We start from the raw sequence: 15,337 nt of genomic DNA on the forward strand, positions 1-15,337 counted from the left end.
CAAGGATGCTCGACATGCTCAAGCGCTGGTGTGCTGTTCCCGCGTTGCTGATGGCGTTGACTGGCCTGGCTCAGGCCGCTGACTGTCCGGAATTGTTGCAAGGCTCGCTGCCCAAATTGCGCGCCAAGGAATCCATCGATCTGTGTCAACGCTATGCCGATAAACCGCTGGTGGTGATCAATACCGCCAGCTTCTGTGGTTTTGCGCCACAGTTCGAAGGCCTTGAGGCGCTCAATCAGCGCTACAAGGCGCAGGGGCTGGAAATGCTCGGCGTACCGTCGAACGACTTCAAACAAGAGTCCAAGGACAGCGCCGAGACCGCCAAGGTCTGCTACGCCAACTACGGCGTGACGTTCGCCATGACCGAGCCGCAAAAGGTACGTGGTGATGACGCCACGCATCTGTTCCAGGTGCTCGCTGCGCAGAGCAGTGCGCCGAAGTGGAATTTCTACAAATACGTGGTAGATCGCCAAGGCAAGGTGGTCGCCAGCTTCTCCAGCCTGACCAAGCCCGATGATCCGGAATTCATTGCTGCGATCGAGAAGGCCATCGCCTCAAAACCCATCAAGCCCTGACCCCGGATACCTCTGTAGGAGCTGCGGCACGCTGCGATCTTTTGATCTTGCTTTTTTAAAGTCAAAAGATCGCAGCCTCGTTTCACTCGACAGCTCCTACAGGTCGCACAGGTTTCAGGCATTAAAAAGCCCCGCCTCTGTACACAGAGAGCGGGGCTTTTTAATGGGCGAGGGGTCAGCCTCGCCATACAGCATCAGAAGCGGTAGGTCGCGCCGACACCGAAACCGTTTGCCGAGTTTTCATACTTGGCGTCGTAGGTCTGGCCACGGTTGTTTTCGTTGCGGATCTTGACCGACTCTTCCTTCAGGTACGAGTAGGCGACGTCGATGGTCAGGTCGTCGGTCGGGCTCCAACCGGCACCGATACTGAAGATGGTGCGGTCGCCAGTCGGAATGCGTGGCGAGCGGTCTTCGTTATTGGTCGGCGACTGGTCGAACGTCAGACCGGTACGCAGTACCCATTCCTTGTTCAACTGATACGACGTACCCACGGCGTAGGCCCAGGAGTCATGCCAGTTCTGGTCTTCGTTGATCGAACCGAACTGGCCGGCCAGCAGCGGCTGTACCCCGGAGTTCTTGACGGTGATTTTTTCCAGCTGGCTCCAGCGAGTCCAGGTGGTACCGGCATACACGTTCCAGCGATCATTGATGGCCTGGGTGACCGACAGGTCCACGGATTCCGGCGTGGTGATCTTCAGCGAAGCGTCGTACTTCTGATTGGCGCCCAGGCCGACGGCAGCCAGTGCGCCGTAGTTGACCTTGGTGTCGCCTTCGAGCTTGTAGTCGACTTTCGAGTGGTAGGTCAGACCGACGCGAGTGGTGTCGGTGGCTTGTACCAGCAAGCCGACGTTGTAGCCCAGTGCAGTGTCGTCACCCTTGATCTTGACCTTGCCGTCCGGCAGGGCCTGGGTGATCGACAGATTGGACTCCAGCGAGCCGTCGATGCGGTTGATGGTCGGACCGAAACCGATCGATACCTTGTCGTTGAAGGCGTAGCTGACGGTTGGCTGGAAGGTGATCACTTGTACTTCGGACTTGCTGCCGAAGTAACGGCCGGCAAAGCCGTTTTCATAATCAGTGATCAGGCCGAACGGCACATAAACACCGAGGCCGAATGCCCAATGATCATCGATCGGTTTGACGTAGAAGCCCATAGGTACAGCGGTGAGGGGCACCATGTCGCCTTTGTTGCTGCCGCCGTTGGGGCTGGAGCTGGCATTGCTGATATCGGTATGAGCATCGACAACGGCTACACCGCCGGTCACTTGTTCGCGCTTGATGCGCGACATGCCGGCAGGGTTGCCATAAACAGTACTTGCGTCGTCTGCAGAAGAAGATCGCCCGGCAAAACCAGTCCCCATCCCACTGATGCTTTGTTCGTTGAGGGCAAAGCCGGCCGCGAAAATTTGAGTGGAGGCAAGGGTAACGGCGAGGCTAAGGGTGGTTTTGAGCATGACTTTTTTCATTATTAGAACTCCTGGTGATCACCGGGGCGAAAATTACCAACATTTTCGTCCAAGCGCTATAGTCCGTATGCCTTGAGTTAGAGCGGTTTTGTAGGACAATCCGACCAAAATCGCGACCTGTTGTGCGATCTTCTGAAACCGGTCGGTCAGCAGGCGACCTGATTCACCGTTGAAACACAGGTGTGCCAGGCATAAGTGAAGTCGCGCAGACGACCTTGGGGCTGAAAGGTCTGACGCCAGATACGCGCCATTCCCAGCAAGTCATTCGAATCGGGGAGGGTGGGGTTTTGCTCTTCGACCAGCAGCCAGGCAATGGCCGTGGCGTAGCGCAGATTGACCGTCAATTCCAGGTGTGGGCCGGTCAGGAAGGCATGCTGACTGGCGAGGCCTCGAACCAGGCTGGCGCGTTCCGGATCGAGTGCCAGGTAATCATCCCAAAGGGCTTGATGGCGGTGCTCGGCGATGCGGTAGAGCCCGTGGCCACGGCGGTCATGCAGGGCGGAACCCAGGGCTGACTGGCTGGCGGCGATGCCCAGCAGCAGAGATTCGGCAGTCGCGCTGTGGCGTCCCAGATAAATCAGCGTGGGACGGATCACGTAGCGGCACAGTTCGCTGGCAGCGATACCCATAAAACCCTCGGTTCTTGTTATTAATGGCGAGTCCTGAGGGGGGGCTTGGCAGCTGTGGATCGGTTCAGGCTCGCCGCAAGCGGATCACGCCGCTTGAGTTGAAGTGTAGTGTCATATTCGCGACGTAAAGGCCTGTTTTTAAAATATTTCTGGCTGCGAGTTATAACCCTTATATCCGATGGTGCTTACGCGCCAAGACTAAAAAGTGAAACATCAGGCAATAAAAAGCCCCGCGTTTTAAGCGAGGCTTTTGCTTTTGCAGCCTTTGCGGCTCTCAGGCAATTAATGCCTGACGGGTGCGGTCGATCACGGCCTGCAGCGGTTCGGCGCTGGAGTATTGATCGGGGTACAGACGCTCGCTGTGGCGGGCGATCCCGTGTTCATTGACGACGGTGAAGCTGAAGCAGCCTTTGCGAGCGGCCATGATCAGGCAGTTCATTGGAGCAAAAGCATTGGTTAGGGTGCGAATGGCATCCTGAGTATGGATTTGAGTAGACATAGTTATTAGGTGTTCCTACAAATGACACGGATAAGAACCGTGCAGCGTTAAAACGTTCCAGTAATGTCGACCACCATTGGTCGAACAAAGAACCCGACTGGAACAAAGCAGCCAGTTTGAAGCGCTGATAATTTGGCGCGCTTGGGCTGGCAGGTAGGTACTTAGGAGGGCAGGCATCACAACGAGGGCAAAGGTTCTGGGCCCGGGGTGAAGATCCTGATCAATTTGCAGGTTGGTTCGGTCAGAGTAAGTGGTCTTCGCAACACCCTTCGCATCATTCGAAGGCAGTGTCGTCGCAAGATTTACCTGGAAACCATCGAGGGGTCGTTCCCGCTTTTTTCGGTGAAGGCTTCTGTGAAGAAGGTTGACCGTGGGGATGTGTTCGACCGGAATTGACTTTCAGCTTGGTACTAACGCCGCGGATACTAACGGATCGAAACGGGTAAAGCAAACTCTGGGTGGAAAAAGATTGCAGTCGCTAGCCGGGCCTGCTTCGAGAGGCGGTGGAGCGCCCTGAATTGGCTCACGTCTCGACCGCTGGTCGGTGAAGGATTCTTCATGAAACTGCACGTCACAGCGGCTTATCCCCAGGAATGCTGCCAAAACGGCCCGAAAAAGCGCATGCATATAACCGGGTAACAGGTACTTGTGCACATTAGTTGCGCGCGCTGTAACGGCGCTGTCACATCAATCCTGACTCCGGTGGCTGCCTGTAACGAAAGTTTAAGTCAATGAAAAACATCGCTTTTTTTTGTTGGTGAAAAAATCGTCAGTTTGACTGCGAGCCCCATTCCACAAGGCTTTGCGACGGTTGGAGGGCGGTTGTCCACTGAGTTATCCACAGCTTCTGTGGATTGTCCCGAGCGCTTGCTCTAGGACGGGCGTGCCGGGTTATTTTTCGACTTTACCTGTAAGAAAAAGAGAGTAGAGTGGCGCGCCTTCCGATCTGTCCCACAGTGCTTTATGAAGTTTCGCTCAGTATCAGACTCTGTTACCTCAGAACCTCCCCGTGTTACCTCCCCTAAGCGATTTTCCGTGCGCGTGGCCGAGTGGCTGCTCGACAGCCCGCGCCTGAGCGACAGCCATAACGCCAAACACCTGGCCGGCCGCCTGCTCAAGCAACCCGCGCGCGAAGGCGTGGTCGCCGCACAAAGCCGTCTCGGCCAGTTGATGTGCCGTGAGTGTGGCAATGCCCGGGATCGCCGCATCGGTCAGGATCTGTTACGCCAGGCCGCCCGCGCCGGCGATCACCGTGCGCAACAGGAACTTGGCCTCATCGAAGACTGAGCTGTCCAAGTTCTGACACGTTGGTTAACCTTCAGACTTTATTGGATCGGCAGGAGTGGCTATGGCTATGGACTTGACCAGCGTGCTGCTCGGTCTCGCAGGGGCGGGGCTGCCGCTGCTGGCGTTGGCCTGGCAACTGCAACGCCGGGCGAGCGACCGACAAGCCGAAGTGGCGTTGCTTGAAGAGCGGCTGGCCATGGCGCAACTGGCGCATGACGGGCTCAACGCTCAACTCGATGCCAGCCGTGACGAAGTTGCCGATCTCGGCCAGGCCAACGCGGCCAAGCAAGCTGATCTGGCGGCTCTGCGCCGCGAAGTCGAGTTGTTGCAAATCGAGCGCGACGACGCCCGTGATGCCTCTCATGCCTGGAACCTCGAACGCGCCAACAAAGAGGCGGAACTGCGTCGCCTCGACGCTCAGGCGGCTTCGCTGAACGCCGAGCTGCGCGAGCAACAGGAAAGTCACCAACAGCGTCTCGACGACCTTCAGGGCTCGCGTGATGAGTTGCGTGCGCAGTTTGCCGAACTGGCGGGCAAGATCTTCGACGAGCGCGAACAGCGTTTCGCCGAGACCAGCCAGCAGCGTCTTGGCCAGTTGCTCGATCCGCTCAAGGAACGCATTCAGTCTTTCGAAAAACGCGTGGAAGAAAGCTATCAGGCCGAGGCTCGTGAGCGCTTTTCGCTGGCCAAGGAGCTGGAGCGTTTGCAGGCGCTCAATCTGCGCCTGAGTGATGAAGCGACCAACCTGACCCGGGCCCTGAAAGGCCAGAAAACCCAGGGCAACTGGGGCGAGCTGATCCTTGAGCGCGTGCTGGAACACGCAGGTCTCGAGAAGGGCCGCGAGTACCAGACCCAGGTCAACCTCAAAGGCCCGGATGGCGAGCGCTTCCAGCCGGATGTGATCATTTATTTGCCGGGCGACAAACAAGTGGTGGTCGACTCCAAGGTCAGCCTCACGGCGTATCAACAGTACGTCGCCGCCGACGACGATACGCTTGGGCAGATCGCGATCAAACAGCACGTGCTGTCCCTGCGCAATCACGTCAAAGGCCTCGCCGGCAAGGATTACAAGCGCCTGGAAGGCCTGCACAGTCTCGATTTCGTTTTGCTGTTCGTACCGATCGAAGCGGCGTTTTCGGCGGCACTGCAGGCCGAGCCTTCGTTGTTTCAGGAGGCGTTCGATCGCAACATCGTCATTGTCAGCCCGACCACGTTGCTGGCGACTCTGCGAGTCATCGACAGCCTGTGGAAGCAGGAACGCCAGAGCCAGAACGCCCGGGAAATCGCCGAGCGCGCCGGTTGGCTCTACGACAAGTTCGTGCTGTTCATTCAGGATCTGGATGAGGTCGGCAATCGCTTGCAGCAATTGGACAAAGCCTACAGCTCAGCACGCAACAAACTGACAGAAGGGCGCGGCAACCTGGTCAGCCGCAGTGAGCAACTCAAGCTGCTCGGTGCGCGGGCGAGCAAGAGTCTGCCAGCGGATCTGCTGGAGCGGGCGATGACGGATGTCGATGGCTTGGTCGAGTTGCCGGAATAAGGATCAAAAGATCGCAGCCTGCGGCAGCTTCTACATGGGATCTATGTAGGAGCTGCCGCAGGCTGCGATCTTTTTGCTTTTACAGCGGCAAATACCGACTCAACAACGCCCGCAACGCCGCCGGTTTCACCGGTTTGGCCAGATAATCCAGCCCCGCCGCATGCACCTGCGCGACCATCTCCGGACGCCCGTCCGCGCTGATCACCACGCCCGGCACAGGTTCACCGAGGCTGGTGCGCAACCACGCCATCAACTCGGTGCCGGTATCGCCGTTATCCAGGTGATAGTCGACCAACGCCAATTGCGGCCGCACCCCGTCATTGAGCAGCGCCTCACACTCCTCTCGGTTGCGCGCCGTCCATACCTGACAGCCCCAGCGGCTCAGGAGGCTGTTCATGCCAATCAGAATGCTGTCTTCGTTATCGATGCACAGCACCCGCGCGCCGCTTGGCAACTTGCCGTTCAGCTCGACAGCAGCGCTCGCCGGCAGAGTCTGCGTGCAAGCCAGCGGCACACTGACACTGAACACACTGCCGCGCCCTGGCCATGAACGCACGCGTAGGGTGTGACCGAGTACACGGCACAAACCGTCAGCGATCGCCAAGCCCAGTCCCAGACCTTTTTCCGCGCGGGTCTGATGGCTGTCGAGGCGTTTGAACTCTTCGAAAATCACCTGCTGCTTGTCTTCCGGAATACCCGGCCCGCGATCCCAAACCTCCAGACACAACTCTCCACCACGTCGACGCACACCCAGCAGCACCGGGCCTTTGGCGTAGCGGAAAGCGTTGGTCAGGAAGTTCTGCAGAATCCGCCGCAGCAACTTGATGTCGCTGTCGATGCGCAAATGGCTGCCACGCACACGGAAGCTCAAACCTTGTTCCTGCGCCAGCGCCTTGAACTCGGCACCTAGGGTGTCGAACAGCTCATTGACCGCAAACGCCTTGCAATCGGGGTTGATCTTGCCGTTTTCCAGGCGGGAAATGTCCAGCAGATCACTGATCAGGTCTTCAGCCGAGCGCAACGAACTGTCGAGGTGGTGAACCAATTTCTGCGCCTCGCTGCTCAAACCGTCGTCCTGATGGGAGAGGGCGGCGGAGAACAGCCGAGCGGCGTTCAACGGTTGCATCAAGTCATGGCTGACTGCCGCGAGAAAGCGGGTTTTCGACTGGTTGGCGGCCTCGGCGGTGCCCTTGGCTTCGGTCAAGGCGACGTTGAGCTGCGAGAGTTCTTGAGTCCGTTCGCTGACCCGTTGCTCCAGCCCCTCGTTGGCCTCGGTCAGCGCCTGCTCGGCTTCGCGGAACGCGGTGATGTCGGTAAAGCTCATGACGAAACCGCCGCCGGGCATCGGGTTGCCGATCAGCTCGATCACCCGGCCGTTGGGGAAAAGTCGTTCAGACGTATGCGCGCGGCCCTGACGCATCCAGTGCAGGCGTCGGGCGACGTGGACTTCCGCTTCGCCGGGGCCGCACAAACCGCGTTCGGCGTTGTAGCGAATGATGTCGGCAATCGGCCTGCCGACGCTGATCAGGCCGTCCGGGTAGTTGAACAGCTCCAGATAGCGCCGATTCCACGCCACCAGTTTCAGCGACTGGTCGACCACGCTGATGCCCTGGGTGATGTTCTCGATGGCGCCTTGCAGCAGGGCGCGGTTGAACTGCAACACTTCCGAGGCTTCGTCAGCAATTCGGACGACATCCTCCAACTGCATTTCCCGACCTTCGATGGCGGCTTTTACTACAGCTCTTGTCGAAGACGCGCCGAGGACACCCGCCAGCAATCGCTCGGTGTGGGCGATCCATTCATCGTCGGCGTTCTGATTCGGGTTGAAGCCTTTGCCTTGGCGATAAGCGAAACGGATAAAGCTCTGCCGTGCGCGTTCTTCACCGACAAAGCGTGCTGCCAGTTGCAGCAAATCATCAATCTGCACCGCCAGCATCGAGCGCGCACTCGGCCGGGCATTGATTTCCTGACCGATGAAACGCCCAGCCTGCCAGTGCTCCGAAACACGTGTGCGAGATAGCACCGAAACCCAGGCGAACAACGTGAAATTGCCCGCGAGCGACAACACCACGCCTTGGGTCAATGGCGTGATTGGCAGATTCAGCGGGTTGCTGTGCAGCCACGCCAGGCCCGGAAACGTGTCCAGCGGCCAGCCGAGGCTGCGCGCGGCAATCGGCAGGATCAACGTGTAAAACCATAGGAAAGTCCCGGTAGCGAGACCGGCAAACACGCCACGACGGTTGGCCTGTTTCCAGTACAGCGCGCCGAGCATGGCTGGAGCCAGTTGCGTCACCGCCGCGAAGGCGATCTGGCCGATGGTCGCCAGGCTGGCGGTGGAGCCGAGCAAACGATAGGCGACGTAAGCCAGCAACAGAATCACTACGATGCTGACCCGGCGCACCGACAGCATCCACTGGCGGAATACTTCGAACGGGCGCTCGGCGTTGTTGCGCCGCAATAGCCACGGCAACAGCATGTCGTTGGAGACCATGGTCGACAGCGCCACGCTGGCGACGATGACCATGCCGGTCGCCGCCGAAGCGCCGCCGATAAACGCCAGCATTGCCAGCGCCGGATGGGCCTGGGCCAGTGGGAGGCTGATCACGAACGAATCCGGCAGCACATCGCTCGGCAGCAGCATCTGGCCGGCGAGGGCGATGGGGACTACAAACAGCGCGGCCAACGCGAGGTAAGCGGGGAACACCCATTTGGCCAGGCGCAGATCCTGCGGATCGATGTTCTCGACCACTGTAACGTGGAACTGCCGAGGCAGGCAGATGATCGCCATCATCGCCACGCCGGTCTGCACCACCATCGACGGCCAATTAATCGTTTCCTTCCAGTATTCCTCGAGGCGCGGGGCGAGCATCGCCTGATTGAACAGATCGTCGAAGCCGTCATACAGGCCATAAGTGACAAACGCGCCGACGGCGAGAAACGCGAACAGCTTGACCAGCGACTCAAAGGCAATCGCCAGCACCATGCCACGGTGGTGTTCCGTGGCGTCGAGGTTGCGCGTGCCAAAGACGATGGTGAACAGCGCCAGGACCAGGGACACGATCAGCGCGGTGTCTTGGGCGCGGGTGCCCATGGCGTCGGCACCGGCGCCGATCAACAGGTTTACGCCAAGGACGATGCCCTTGAGTTGCAGGGCGATGTAGGGGAGGACGCCGACCAGACAGATCAGGGCCACGACCACCGCCAGCGATTGCGATTTGCCGTAGCGCGCGGCGATGAAGTCAGCGATGGAGGTGATGTTCTCCTGCTTGCTGATCATCACCATTTTTTGCAGGACCCACGGCGCGCCGACCAACAGCAGGATCGGCCCGAGGTAAATCGGCAGGAATGACCACAGCTGTTCGGCGGCCTGGCCGACCGCGCCGAAAAACGTCCAACTGGTGCAATAAACCGCCAGCGACAGGCTGTACACCCAGGCACGCACTCGCGGCGGCAGCGGCGCACTGCGACGGTCGCCGTAGAAGGCGATGGCGAACATGATGGCCATATAGGCCAGGGCGACGACGGCGATCAGCCCGGTGGACAACGGCATGCAACACTCCCGACAGAAGACTCCCCGGCACTCCTGCCCGGGCGGACAGTCTCGCATGAGTGCGGCGGTTAGTCAGTGTCGACCAAGGTCGTGGCGTGGCGGGGTGTCGCAGGTTTAGAACCGGGTGGCATTTGGGTGGCCGGGCGGGCCTCTTCGCGAGCAGGCTCGCTCCCACAGAGTTCAGCATCGTTCACAAAATCTCTGTAGGCGCTATCGAGTGAAACGAGGCTGCGATCTTTTGATCTTCAAAATCAAGATCAACAGATCGCAGCGTGCCGCAGCTCCTGCATGGCTATCGAGTCAATCCTGCTGCAATGCAATATCAATCAACCGGTGCAGCTCTTCCACCTCCAGCGCCGCTGCCGAAAACAGAATCCGAAACACCACCGGCGCCACCACCAGATTGATCATCCGATCAACACTCGGCGCCGTTTCGGTCGGGTGACGCTCAATGATCGTCTGCAACTGCGCCCCGATAATCGTCACGCAATACCCCGGCGTGGCGCTCGCCTGCACGTCGCGCATCATGTTGCGACCGGGTTCGGAACTCATTTCGTCGAGGTATTGCTCGGCCCACGCGCGGACATCGCTGCGCAGGCTGCCGGTTTGCGCCGGCTCGCTGTCGGGGCGCATGCGGGCGAGGGCGACGTCGGCCAGCAACGCCGCCAGATCACCCCAGCGCCGATAAATCGTCGACGGCGTCACCCCGGCGCGCGCCGCGATTTGCGGCACGGTCACGGTCGAGCGTTCCTGTTCTTGCAGAAGCGCGCGGACTGCCGAATGAATCGACTCTTGCACTCGGGCGCTGCGACCGCCCGGGCGTAAACCTTCTTTAATAGCCATGCGGCAGACCTTAACACAAAGAATTTGCTTTAAGCGTGAGGCGGTAGCACACTCCGCAAAAGCTAATTTTTCGCTTTTGCGGAGTGTGCTCATGAACAGCCCTGTTTCGAACCGTCCCAGCCTGTGGTTTCTGGCGATCACCTTACTCAGTTTTCTCGCCGCTTCCACCGCGCCGACGCCGTTGTATCACCTGTATCAGGATCAACTGCACTTCTCGGCAGCGGTACTGACCCTGATTTTCGGTGTCTACGCGTTGAGCCTGCTGGCGGCTCTACTGACCGTCGGTTCGCTCTCGGATCATTTGGGACGCAAACCTGTGATCTTCACCGCCGTGCTGCTCAATGCGCTGGCGATGTTGCTGTTTATCTATGCCGACAGCGTCAGTTGGTTGATCGGAGCGCGAGTACTGCAAGGTTTTGCCACCGGCATGGCCACAGCGGTGTTAAGTGCGACGCTGCTCGATACTGACCGCCAACACGGGCCATTGATTAATAGTGTTGCCCCGTTGCTCGGTATGGCATTGGGGGCAATGGGCTGTGGTTTACTGGCCGAATTTGCCCCGGCGCCGTTGCAACTGACTTACTGGCTGCTGCTCGCGCTGTTTGTGGGGCAGGCTTTGTACGTCTGGCGCCTGCCGGAAAGCGTTACGCCGCAAGTCGGGGCGTGGGCCTCGTTGCGGCCGACTTTGCATGTACCGGTTCAGGCCCGTGCAACGTTGTGGCGAGTGCTGCCGCTGAACACCGCGACCTGGGCGCTCGGCGGTTTTTACGCATCGCTGGCGCCATCGCTGGTGCGCACCGCCACCGGTTCCACCTCCAACCTGATCGGCGGCGCGACCGTGGCAGCGTTGACCGTGACTGGTGCGCTGATGATTTTCACCTTGCGTAATGGTGTCGCCACTCGGGCCTTGCAGATAGGTGCAAGCTTGCTGCCCAGCGGTCTGGTGCTGATTCTGCTGGGTGTGCACAGCGCCAGTCTGTCGCTGTTTTTCCTCGGTACGCTGGTCGCCGGTTGTGGTTTTGGTTCAGGCTTTCTCGGTGCGGTACGCAGCCTGGTGCCACTGGCGTTGCCCCATGAACGGGCCGGGTTGATGTCGGCGTATTACGTGTTGAGCTATCTGGCGTTTTGCTTGCCGGCTCTGCTGGCAGGACATTTCACTCATAGCTTCGGCCTGCTTGCCACGACTGATGCGTATGGCGGGGTACTCATCGTACTGGCCGTCGGTGCTTTGTTACTCAGTCTGCGTCCGCAACCGGCCAAAGTGTGCAGCGCTCCATAACAGCGGCGCTTTCGGTTAGCCTTGCCCAGTCATTCTGTTCCCGGATCCACTCATGAAGATTATTCGCAGCAAGGCCTTCACCGCCGACCGAGCCTGGGGCGCACTCGATATCGCCAACATGAACGGCATCACCACTCGTCTGCACTGGACGGATCAACCGTACAAATGGCACGTCAATGACGGCGAAGAAGTGTTCGTGGTGCTCGATGGGCAAGTACAGATGCGCTATCGCGAAAACGGTGAAGAAAAGCAGACGTTGCTCGAAGTCGGCGACATCTTCCATGCCTCGGTCGGCACCGAACACGTTGCTCATCCGCAGGGTGTGGCGCGGATTCTGGTGATCGAAAGCGAGGGTAGCGTGTAATTGCTTATCTACAAAACAGATAACAGTTAGAGAAATTACCCGTTATATAGATATTCGATTCAGATCTACCATGGACTCAACCTCACCAGAGGACAGGAGTTCATGATGACTTGCCCCAACATTGTTAAACCCGGCATCAAGCCGCTTAGCCAACTTCAGCATCCGCGCGAAGTGATCCGCCAATTCACGCCGAACTGGTTTGCCGCGACCATGGGTACCGGTGTGCTGGCTCTGGCGCTGGCGAATTTGCCGGTCGCCATTCCAGGATTGCACGCCTTGGCCGAAGGGCTGTGGCTGTTCAACATTCTGTTGTTCACTCTGTTTACCGCTGCCTACGCCGCGCGCTGGATTCTGTTCTTCGACGAGGCGCGGCGAATTTTCGGGCATTCCACGGTGTCGATGTTCTTCGGCACTATTCCAATGGGCCTGGCGACGATCATCAACGGCTTTCTGCTGTTCGGCCTGCCGCGTTGGGGCGATGGCGTCATCCCTCTCGCCGAGGTGCTGTGGTGGATTGATGTGGCGATGTCGTTGGCCTGCGGCGTGTTGATCCCCTACATGATGTTTACCCGCCAGGAACACAGCATCGACCAGATGACGGCCGTTTGGCTGTTGCCTGTGGTAGCCGCAGAGGTTGCAGCGGCCAGCGGTGGGTTACTCGCACCGCACCTGAGCGATGCCCACTCGCAACTGGTGGTGCTGACCACAAGCTACGTGCTCTGGGCATTTTCCCTGCCGGTCGCGTTCAGCATTCTGACGATCCTGTTGCTGCGCATGGCCCTGCACAAACTGCCCCACGAAAACATGGCCGCATCGAGCTGGCTGGCCCTGGGCCCGATCGGCACCGGTGCGTTGGGCATGCTGCTGCTGGGCGCTGACGCGCCGGTCATCTTCGCCGCCAACGGTTTGCCGGGTATTGGTGAGATCGCTGCGGGCCTTGGTTTGGTGGCCGGGATCACGCTGTGGGGCTTCGGTCTGTGGTGGATGCTGATGGCGCTGCTGATTACCGTGCGCTATCTGCGAGACGGCATTCCGTTCAACCTGGGTTGGTGGGGCTTTACCTTCCCGTTGGGCGTTTATTCGCTGGCAACGCTGAAACTTGCCAGCACCTTGAACCTCGGCTTTTTCAGTGTGGTCGGCGGCGTGCTGGTGTCGTTGCTGGCGGTGATGTGGCTGATTGTGGGCAAACGGACGGTGCAAGGTGCGTGGCGTGGCGAACTGTTTGTCTCGCCCTGCATTGCAGGTTTGAAGAAATAACCTGAAAAGTTTAGGTAAGGTGTGGCCTGGATCGCGGTTCGAGATTCCAATACAAGAACCCAGGCCTCACTACCAACATCAGGGAAACACGGAAGATGAGTCACCCCTCACAGTTCAACCTGCTGCGCACCCGGCGTTTCTTGCCGTTTTTCATCACGCAGTCGCTCGGTGCGTTCAACGACAACGTGTTTAAGCAGTCGCTGATCCTCGCCATTCTCTATCGGCTGACCATCGAGGGTGACCGCTCCATCTGGGTCAACTTGTGTGCGCTGCTGTTTATCCTGCCGTTCTTTCTGTTCTCGGCGCTGGCCGGGCAGTTCGGCGAGAAGTTCGCCAAGGACGCGCTGATCCGTCTGATCAAACTCGCGGAAATCGCGATCATGGCGGTAGGATCGGTCGGCTTCTTGTTCGATCACCTTTCGCTGATGCTGGTAGCGCTGTTCGCCATGGGCACCCACTCGGCGCTGTTCGGGCCGGTGAAGTATTCGATCTTGCCTCAGGCGTTGCGTGAGGAAGAGTTGGTTGGCGGCAACGGTCTGGTGGAGATGGGTACATTCCTGGCGATTCTCGCCGGGACCATCGGCGCCGGGATCATCATGTCCTCGACCCACTACGCGCCGCTGGTGTCGATCGCCATCGTCGGCATTGCCGTGCTGGGTTATCTGGCCAGCCGCAGCATTCCCCGCGCAGCGGCGTCATCGCCAGAAATGCGCCTGAACTGGAATATTTTCAGTCAGTCCTGGGCCACATTGAAACTAGGCTTGGGCCAGACGCCTGCGGTGTCGCGTTCGATTGTCGGCAACTCGTGGTTCTGGTTTGTCGGAGCTATTTATCTGACGCAGATCCCGGCCTACGCCAAGGAGTGGATGCACGGCGACGAAACCGTGGTCACGCTGATTCTAACGGTGTTCTCGGTGGGGATCGCGCTGGGCTCGATGCTTTGCGAGAAGCTCTCCGGGCGCAAAGTCGAGATCGGTCTGGTGCCGTTCGGCTCGTTCGGTCTGACCGTGTTCGGTTTGCTGCTGTGGTGGCATTCCGGTGGAATTCCCGACAGTGTCACCGGCCATAGCTGGACCGAAGTGCTTAGCTTTGGCCACACCTGGGCGGTACTGGTCGACATCCTCGGCCTCGGTATTTTCGGCGGTTTCTACATTGTGCCGCTGTATGCATTGATTCAGTCGCGCACCGCTGAGAACGAGCGGGCGCGGGTGATCGCGGCCAATAACATTCTCAACGCGCTGTTTATGGTGGTGTCCGCCATCGTTTCAATCGTGCTGTTAAGCCTGGCCAAGCTGTCGATCCCGCAACTGTTTCTCGTGGTGTCGCTGCTGAACATTGGCGTCAACGCCTACATCTTCAAGATCGTCCCCGAGTTCAGCATGCGTTTCATGATCTGGCTGCTTAGCCATTCCATGTACCGCGTCGAGCATCGCAACCTTGAAGCGATCCCGGATGAAGGCGCGGCGTTGCTGGTGTGCAACCACGTGTCGTTCGTTGATGCGCTGTTGATTGGCGGCGCGGTGCGTCGGCCGATTCGCTTTGTCATGTACTACAAGATCTACAACTTGCCGGTGCTGAACTTTATCTTCCGCACGGCGGGGACCATTCCGATTGCCGGACGCAATGAAGACATCCAGATCTACGAAAAAGCCTTCACCCGGATTGCCCAATATCTTAAGGACGGTGAACTGGTGTGCATCTTCCCGGAGGGCAAGTTGACGGCCGACGGAGAGATCAACGAGTTCAAGGGCGGACTCAAACGGATTCTGGAGGAGACACCCGTGCCGGTGATTCCGCTGGCATTGCAGGGGTTGTGGGGGAGTTTCTTCAGTCGCGATCCGAACAAGGGCGTGTTCCGCCGGTTGTGGTCGCGGGTGACGTTGGTGGCGGGGGCGCCGGTGACGGTTGAGGCGGCAGAGCCATTGAAGTTGCAGTGGTTGGTGGGGGCGTTGCGCGGCGCCGTTAGATAGTCGGTGACGGGGCTGTCCCCATCGCTGACAAGCCAGCTCTCACAGGTTTCTGGATGTACACGGGATTCGTGCTCACTG

General features: G+C 59.0%; 12 protein-coding genes. 7 read left to right on the forward strand and 5 right to left on the reverse strand.

Annotation, left to right across the window (positions count from 1 at the left end):
- Nucleotides 1–14: 14 nt before the first annotated feature.
- Nucleotides 15–575: a glutathione peroxidase gene (locus tag PSH79_RS08475; protein WP_305442147.1), complete on the forward strand. Its 561-nt coding sequence runs from the start codon at nucleotides 15–17 to the stop codon at nucleotides 573–575.
- A gap of 194 nt (nucleotides 576–769) precedes the next feature.
- On the opposite strand, the gene PSH79_RS08480 is transcribed toward PSH79_RS08475, so the two are convergent.
- From PSH79_RS08480 to PSH79_RS08490, 3 genes are all read right to left on the reverse strand, one after another.
- A complete protein-coding gene (locus PSH79_RS08480; RefSeq protein WP_305442148.1) occupies nucleotides 770–2,041 on the reverse strand; it encodes an OmpP1/FadL family transporter in 1,272 nt (423 codons plus the stop codon).
- Between the two features lie 146 nt (nucleotides 2,042–2,187).
- Nucleotides 2,188–2,670: a hypothetical protein gene (locus tag PSH79_RS08485; protein WP_095114106.1), complete on the reverse strand. Its 483-nt coding sequence runs from the start codon at nucleotides 2,668–2,670 to the stop codon at nucleotides 2,188–2,190.
- 274 nt (nucleotides 2,671–2,944) lie between these two features.
- On the reverse strand, nucleotides 2,945–3,169 hold the full coding sequence (locus tag PSH79_RS08490) for a hypothetical protein (RefSeq protein ID WP_003223079.1): 225 nt from the start codon (nucleotides 3,167–3,169) through the stop codon (nucleotides 2,945–2,947).
- Between the two features lie 963 nt (nucleotides 3,170–4,132).
- Between PSH79_RS08490 and PSH79_RS08495 the strand changes: the two genes are divergently transcribed.
- The gene (locus PSH79_RS08495; RefSeq protein ID WP_305442149.1) at nucleotides 4,133–4,456 is read left to right on the forward strand and encodes a sel1 repeat family protein; all 324 of its coding nucleotides are present in this window, start codon (nucleotides 4,133–4,135) and stop codon (nucleotides 4,454–4,456) included.
- Between the two features lie 175 nt (nucleotides 4,457–4,631).
- Entirely contained in the window at nucleotides 4,632–5,996 is a 1,365-nt protein-coding gene (gene rmuC, locus PSH79_RS08500) for a DNA recombination protein RmuC (protein WP_305443895.1), read from the forward strand.
- A 79-nt stretch (nucleotides 5,997–6,075) separates the two neighbouring features.
- Here the strand turns inward: rmuC and PSH79_RS08505 are convergent, their stop codons facing one another.
- Together PSH79_RS08505 and PSH79_RS08510 are read right to left on the reverse strand one after the other, a co-directional pair.
- The gene (locus PSH79_RS08505; RefSeq protein ID WP_305442150.1) at nucleotides 6,076–9,546 is read right to left on the reverse strand and encodes a PAS domain-containing hybrid sensor histidine kinase/response regulator; all 3,471 of its coding nucleotides are present in this window, start codon (nucleotides 9,544–9,546) and stop codon (nucleotides 6,076–6,078) included.
- 300 nt (nucleotides 9,547–9,846) lie between these two features.
- Nucleotides 9,847–10,389: a TetR/AcrR family transcriptional regulator gene (locus PSH79_RS08510; RefSeq protein ID WP_305442151.1), complete on the reverse strand. Its 543-nt coding sequence runs from the start codon at nucleotides 10,387–10,389 to the stop codon at nucleotides 9,847–9,849.
- A gap of 91 nt (nucleotides 10,390–10,480) precedes the next feature.
- On the opposite strand from PSH79_RS08510, the gene PSH79_RS08515 reads away from it, so the two are divergent.
- The 4 genes from PSH79_RS08515 (at nucleotide 10,481) to PSH79_RS08530 (ending at nucleotide 15,259) form a co-directional block, all read left to right on the forward strand.
- A complete protein-coding gene (locus tag PSH79_RS08515) occupies nucleotides 10,481–11,668 on the forward strand; it encodes an MFS transporter (protein WP_305442152.1) in 1,188 nt (395 codons plus the stop codon).
- A 52-nt stretch (nucleotides 11,669–11,720) separates the two neighbouring features.
- Nucleotides 11,721–12,032, forward strand: a complete 312-nt coding sequence (locus PSH79_RS08520; RefSeq protein ID WP_305442153.1) for a cupin — start codon at nucleotides 11,721–11,723, stop codon at nucleotides 12,030–12,032.
- Between the two features lie 105 nt (nucleotides 12,033–12,137).
- A complete protein-coding gene (locus tag PSH79_RS08525; RefSeq protein ID WP_305442154.1) occupies nucleotides 12,138–13,289 on the forward strand; it encodes a TDT family transporter in 1,152 nt (383 codons plus the stop codon).
- A 95-nt stretch (nucleotides 13,290–13,384) separates the two neighbouring features.
- Nucleotides 13,385–15,259 carry an MFS transporter gene (locus PSH79_RS08530; RefSeq protein WP_305442155.1) on the forward strand — a complete coding sequence of 625 codons (1,875 nt, stop codon included), beginning with the start codon at nucleotides 13,385–13,387 and terminating at the stop codon, nucleotides 15,257–15,259.
- Nucleotides 15,260–15,337 lie beyond the last annotated feature (78 nt).

It is taken from the genome of Pseudomonas sp. FP2196, from assembly GCF_030687715.1.
Taxonomy (GTDB): domain Bacteria; phylum Pseudomonadota; class Gammaproteobacteria; order Pseudomonadales; family Pseudomonadaceae; genus Aquipseudomonas.

Coding starts and splice junctions, on each gene's coding strand:
- PSH79_RS08475 (WP_305442147.1), top strand. CDS start 15: ATGCTCAAGCGCTGGTGTGCTGTTCCCGCGTTGCTGATGGCGTTGACT.
- PSH79_RS08480 (WP_305442148.1), bottom strand. CDS start 2,041: ATGAAAAAAGTCATGCTCAAAACCACCCTTAGCCTCGCCGTTACCCTT.
- PSH79_RS08485 (WP_095114106.1), bottom strand. CDS start 2,670: ATGGGTATCGCTGCCAGCGAACTGTGCCGCTACGTGATCCGTCCCACG.
- PSH79_RS08490 (WP_003223079.1), bottom strand. CDS start 3,169: ATGTCTACTCAAATCCATACTCAGGATGCCATTCGCACCCTAACCAAT.
- PSH79_RS08495 (WP_305442149.1), top strand. CDS start 4,133: ATGAAGTTTCGCTCAGTATCAGACTCTGTTACCTCAGAACCTCCCCGT.
- PSH79_RS08505 (WP_305442150.1), bottom strand. CDS start 9,546: ATGCCGTTGTCCACCGGGCTGATCGCCGTCGTCGCCCTGGCCTATATG.
- PSH79_RS08510 (WP_305442151.1), bottom strand. CDS start 10,389: ATGGCTATTAAAGAAGGTTTACGCCCGGGCGGTCGCAGCGCCCGAGTG.
- PSH79_RS08515 (WP_305442152.1), top strand. CDS start 10,481: ATGAACAGCCCTGTTTCGAACCGTCCCAGCCTGTGGTTTCTGGCGATC.
- PSH79_RS08520 (WP_305442153.1), top strand. CDS start 11,721: ATGAAGATTATTCGCAGCAAGGCCTTCACCGCCGACCGAGCCTGGGGC.
- PSH79_RS08525 (WP_305442154.1), top strand. CDS start 12,138: ATGACTTGCCCCAACATTGTTAAACCCGGCATCAAGCCGCTTAGCCAA.
- PSH79_RS08530 (WP_305442155.1), top strand. CDS start 13,385: ATGAGTCACCCCTCACAGTTCAACCTGCTGCGCACCCGGCGTTTCTTG.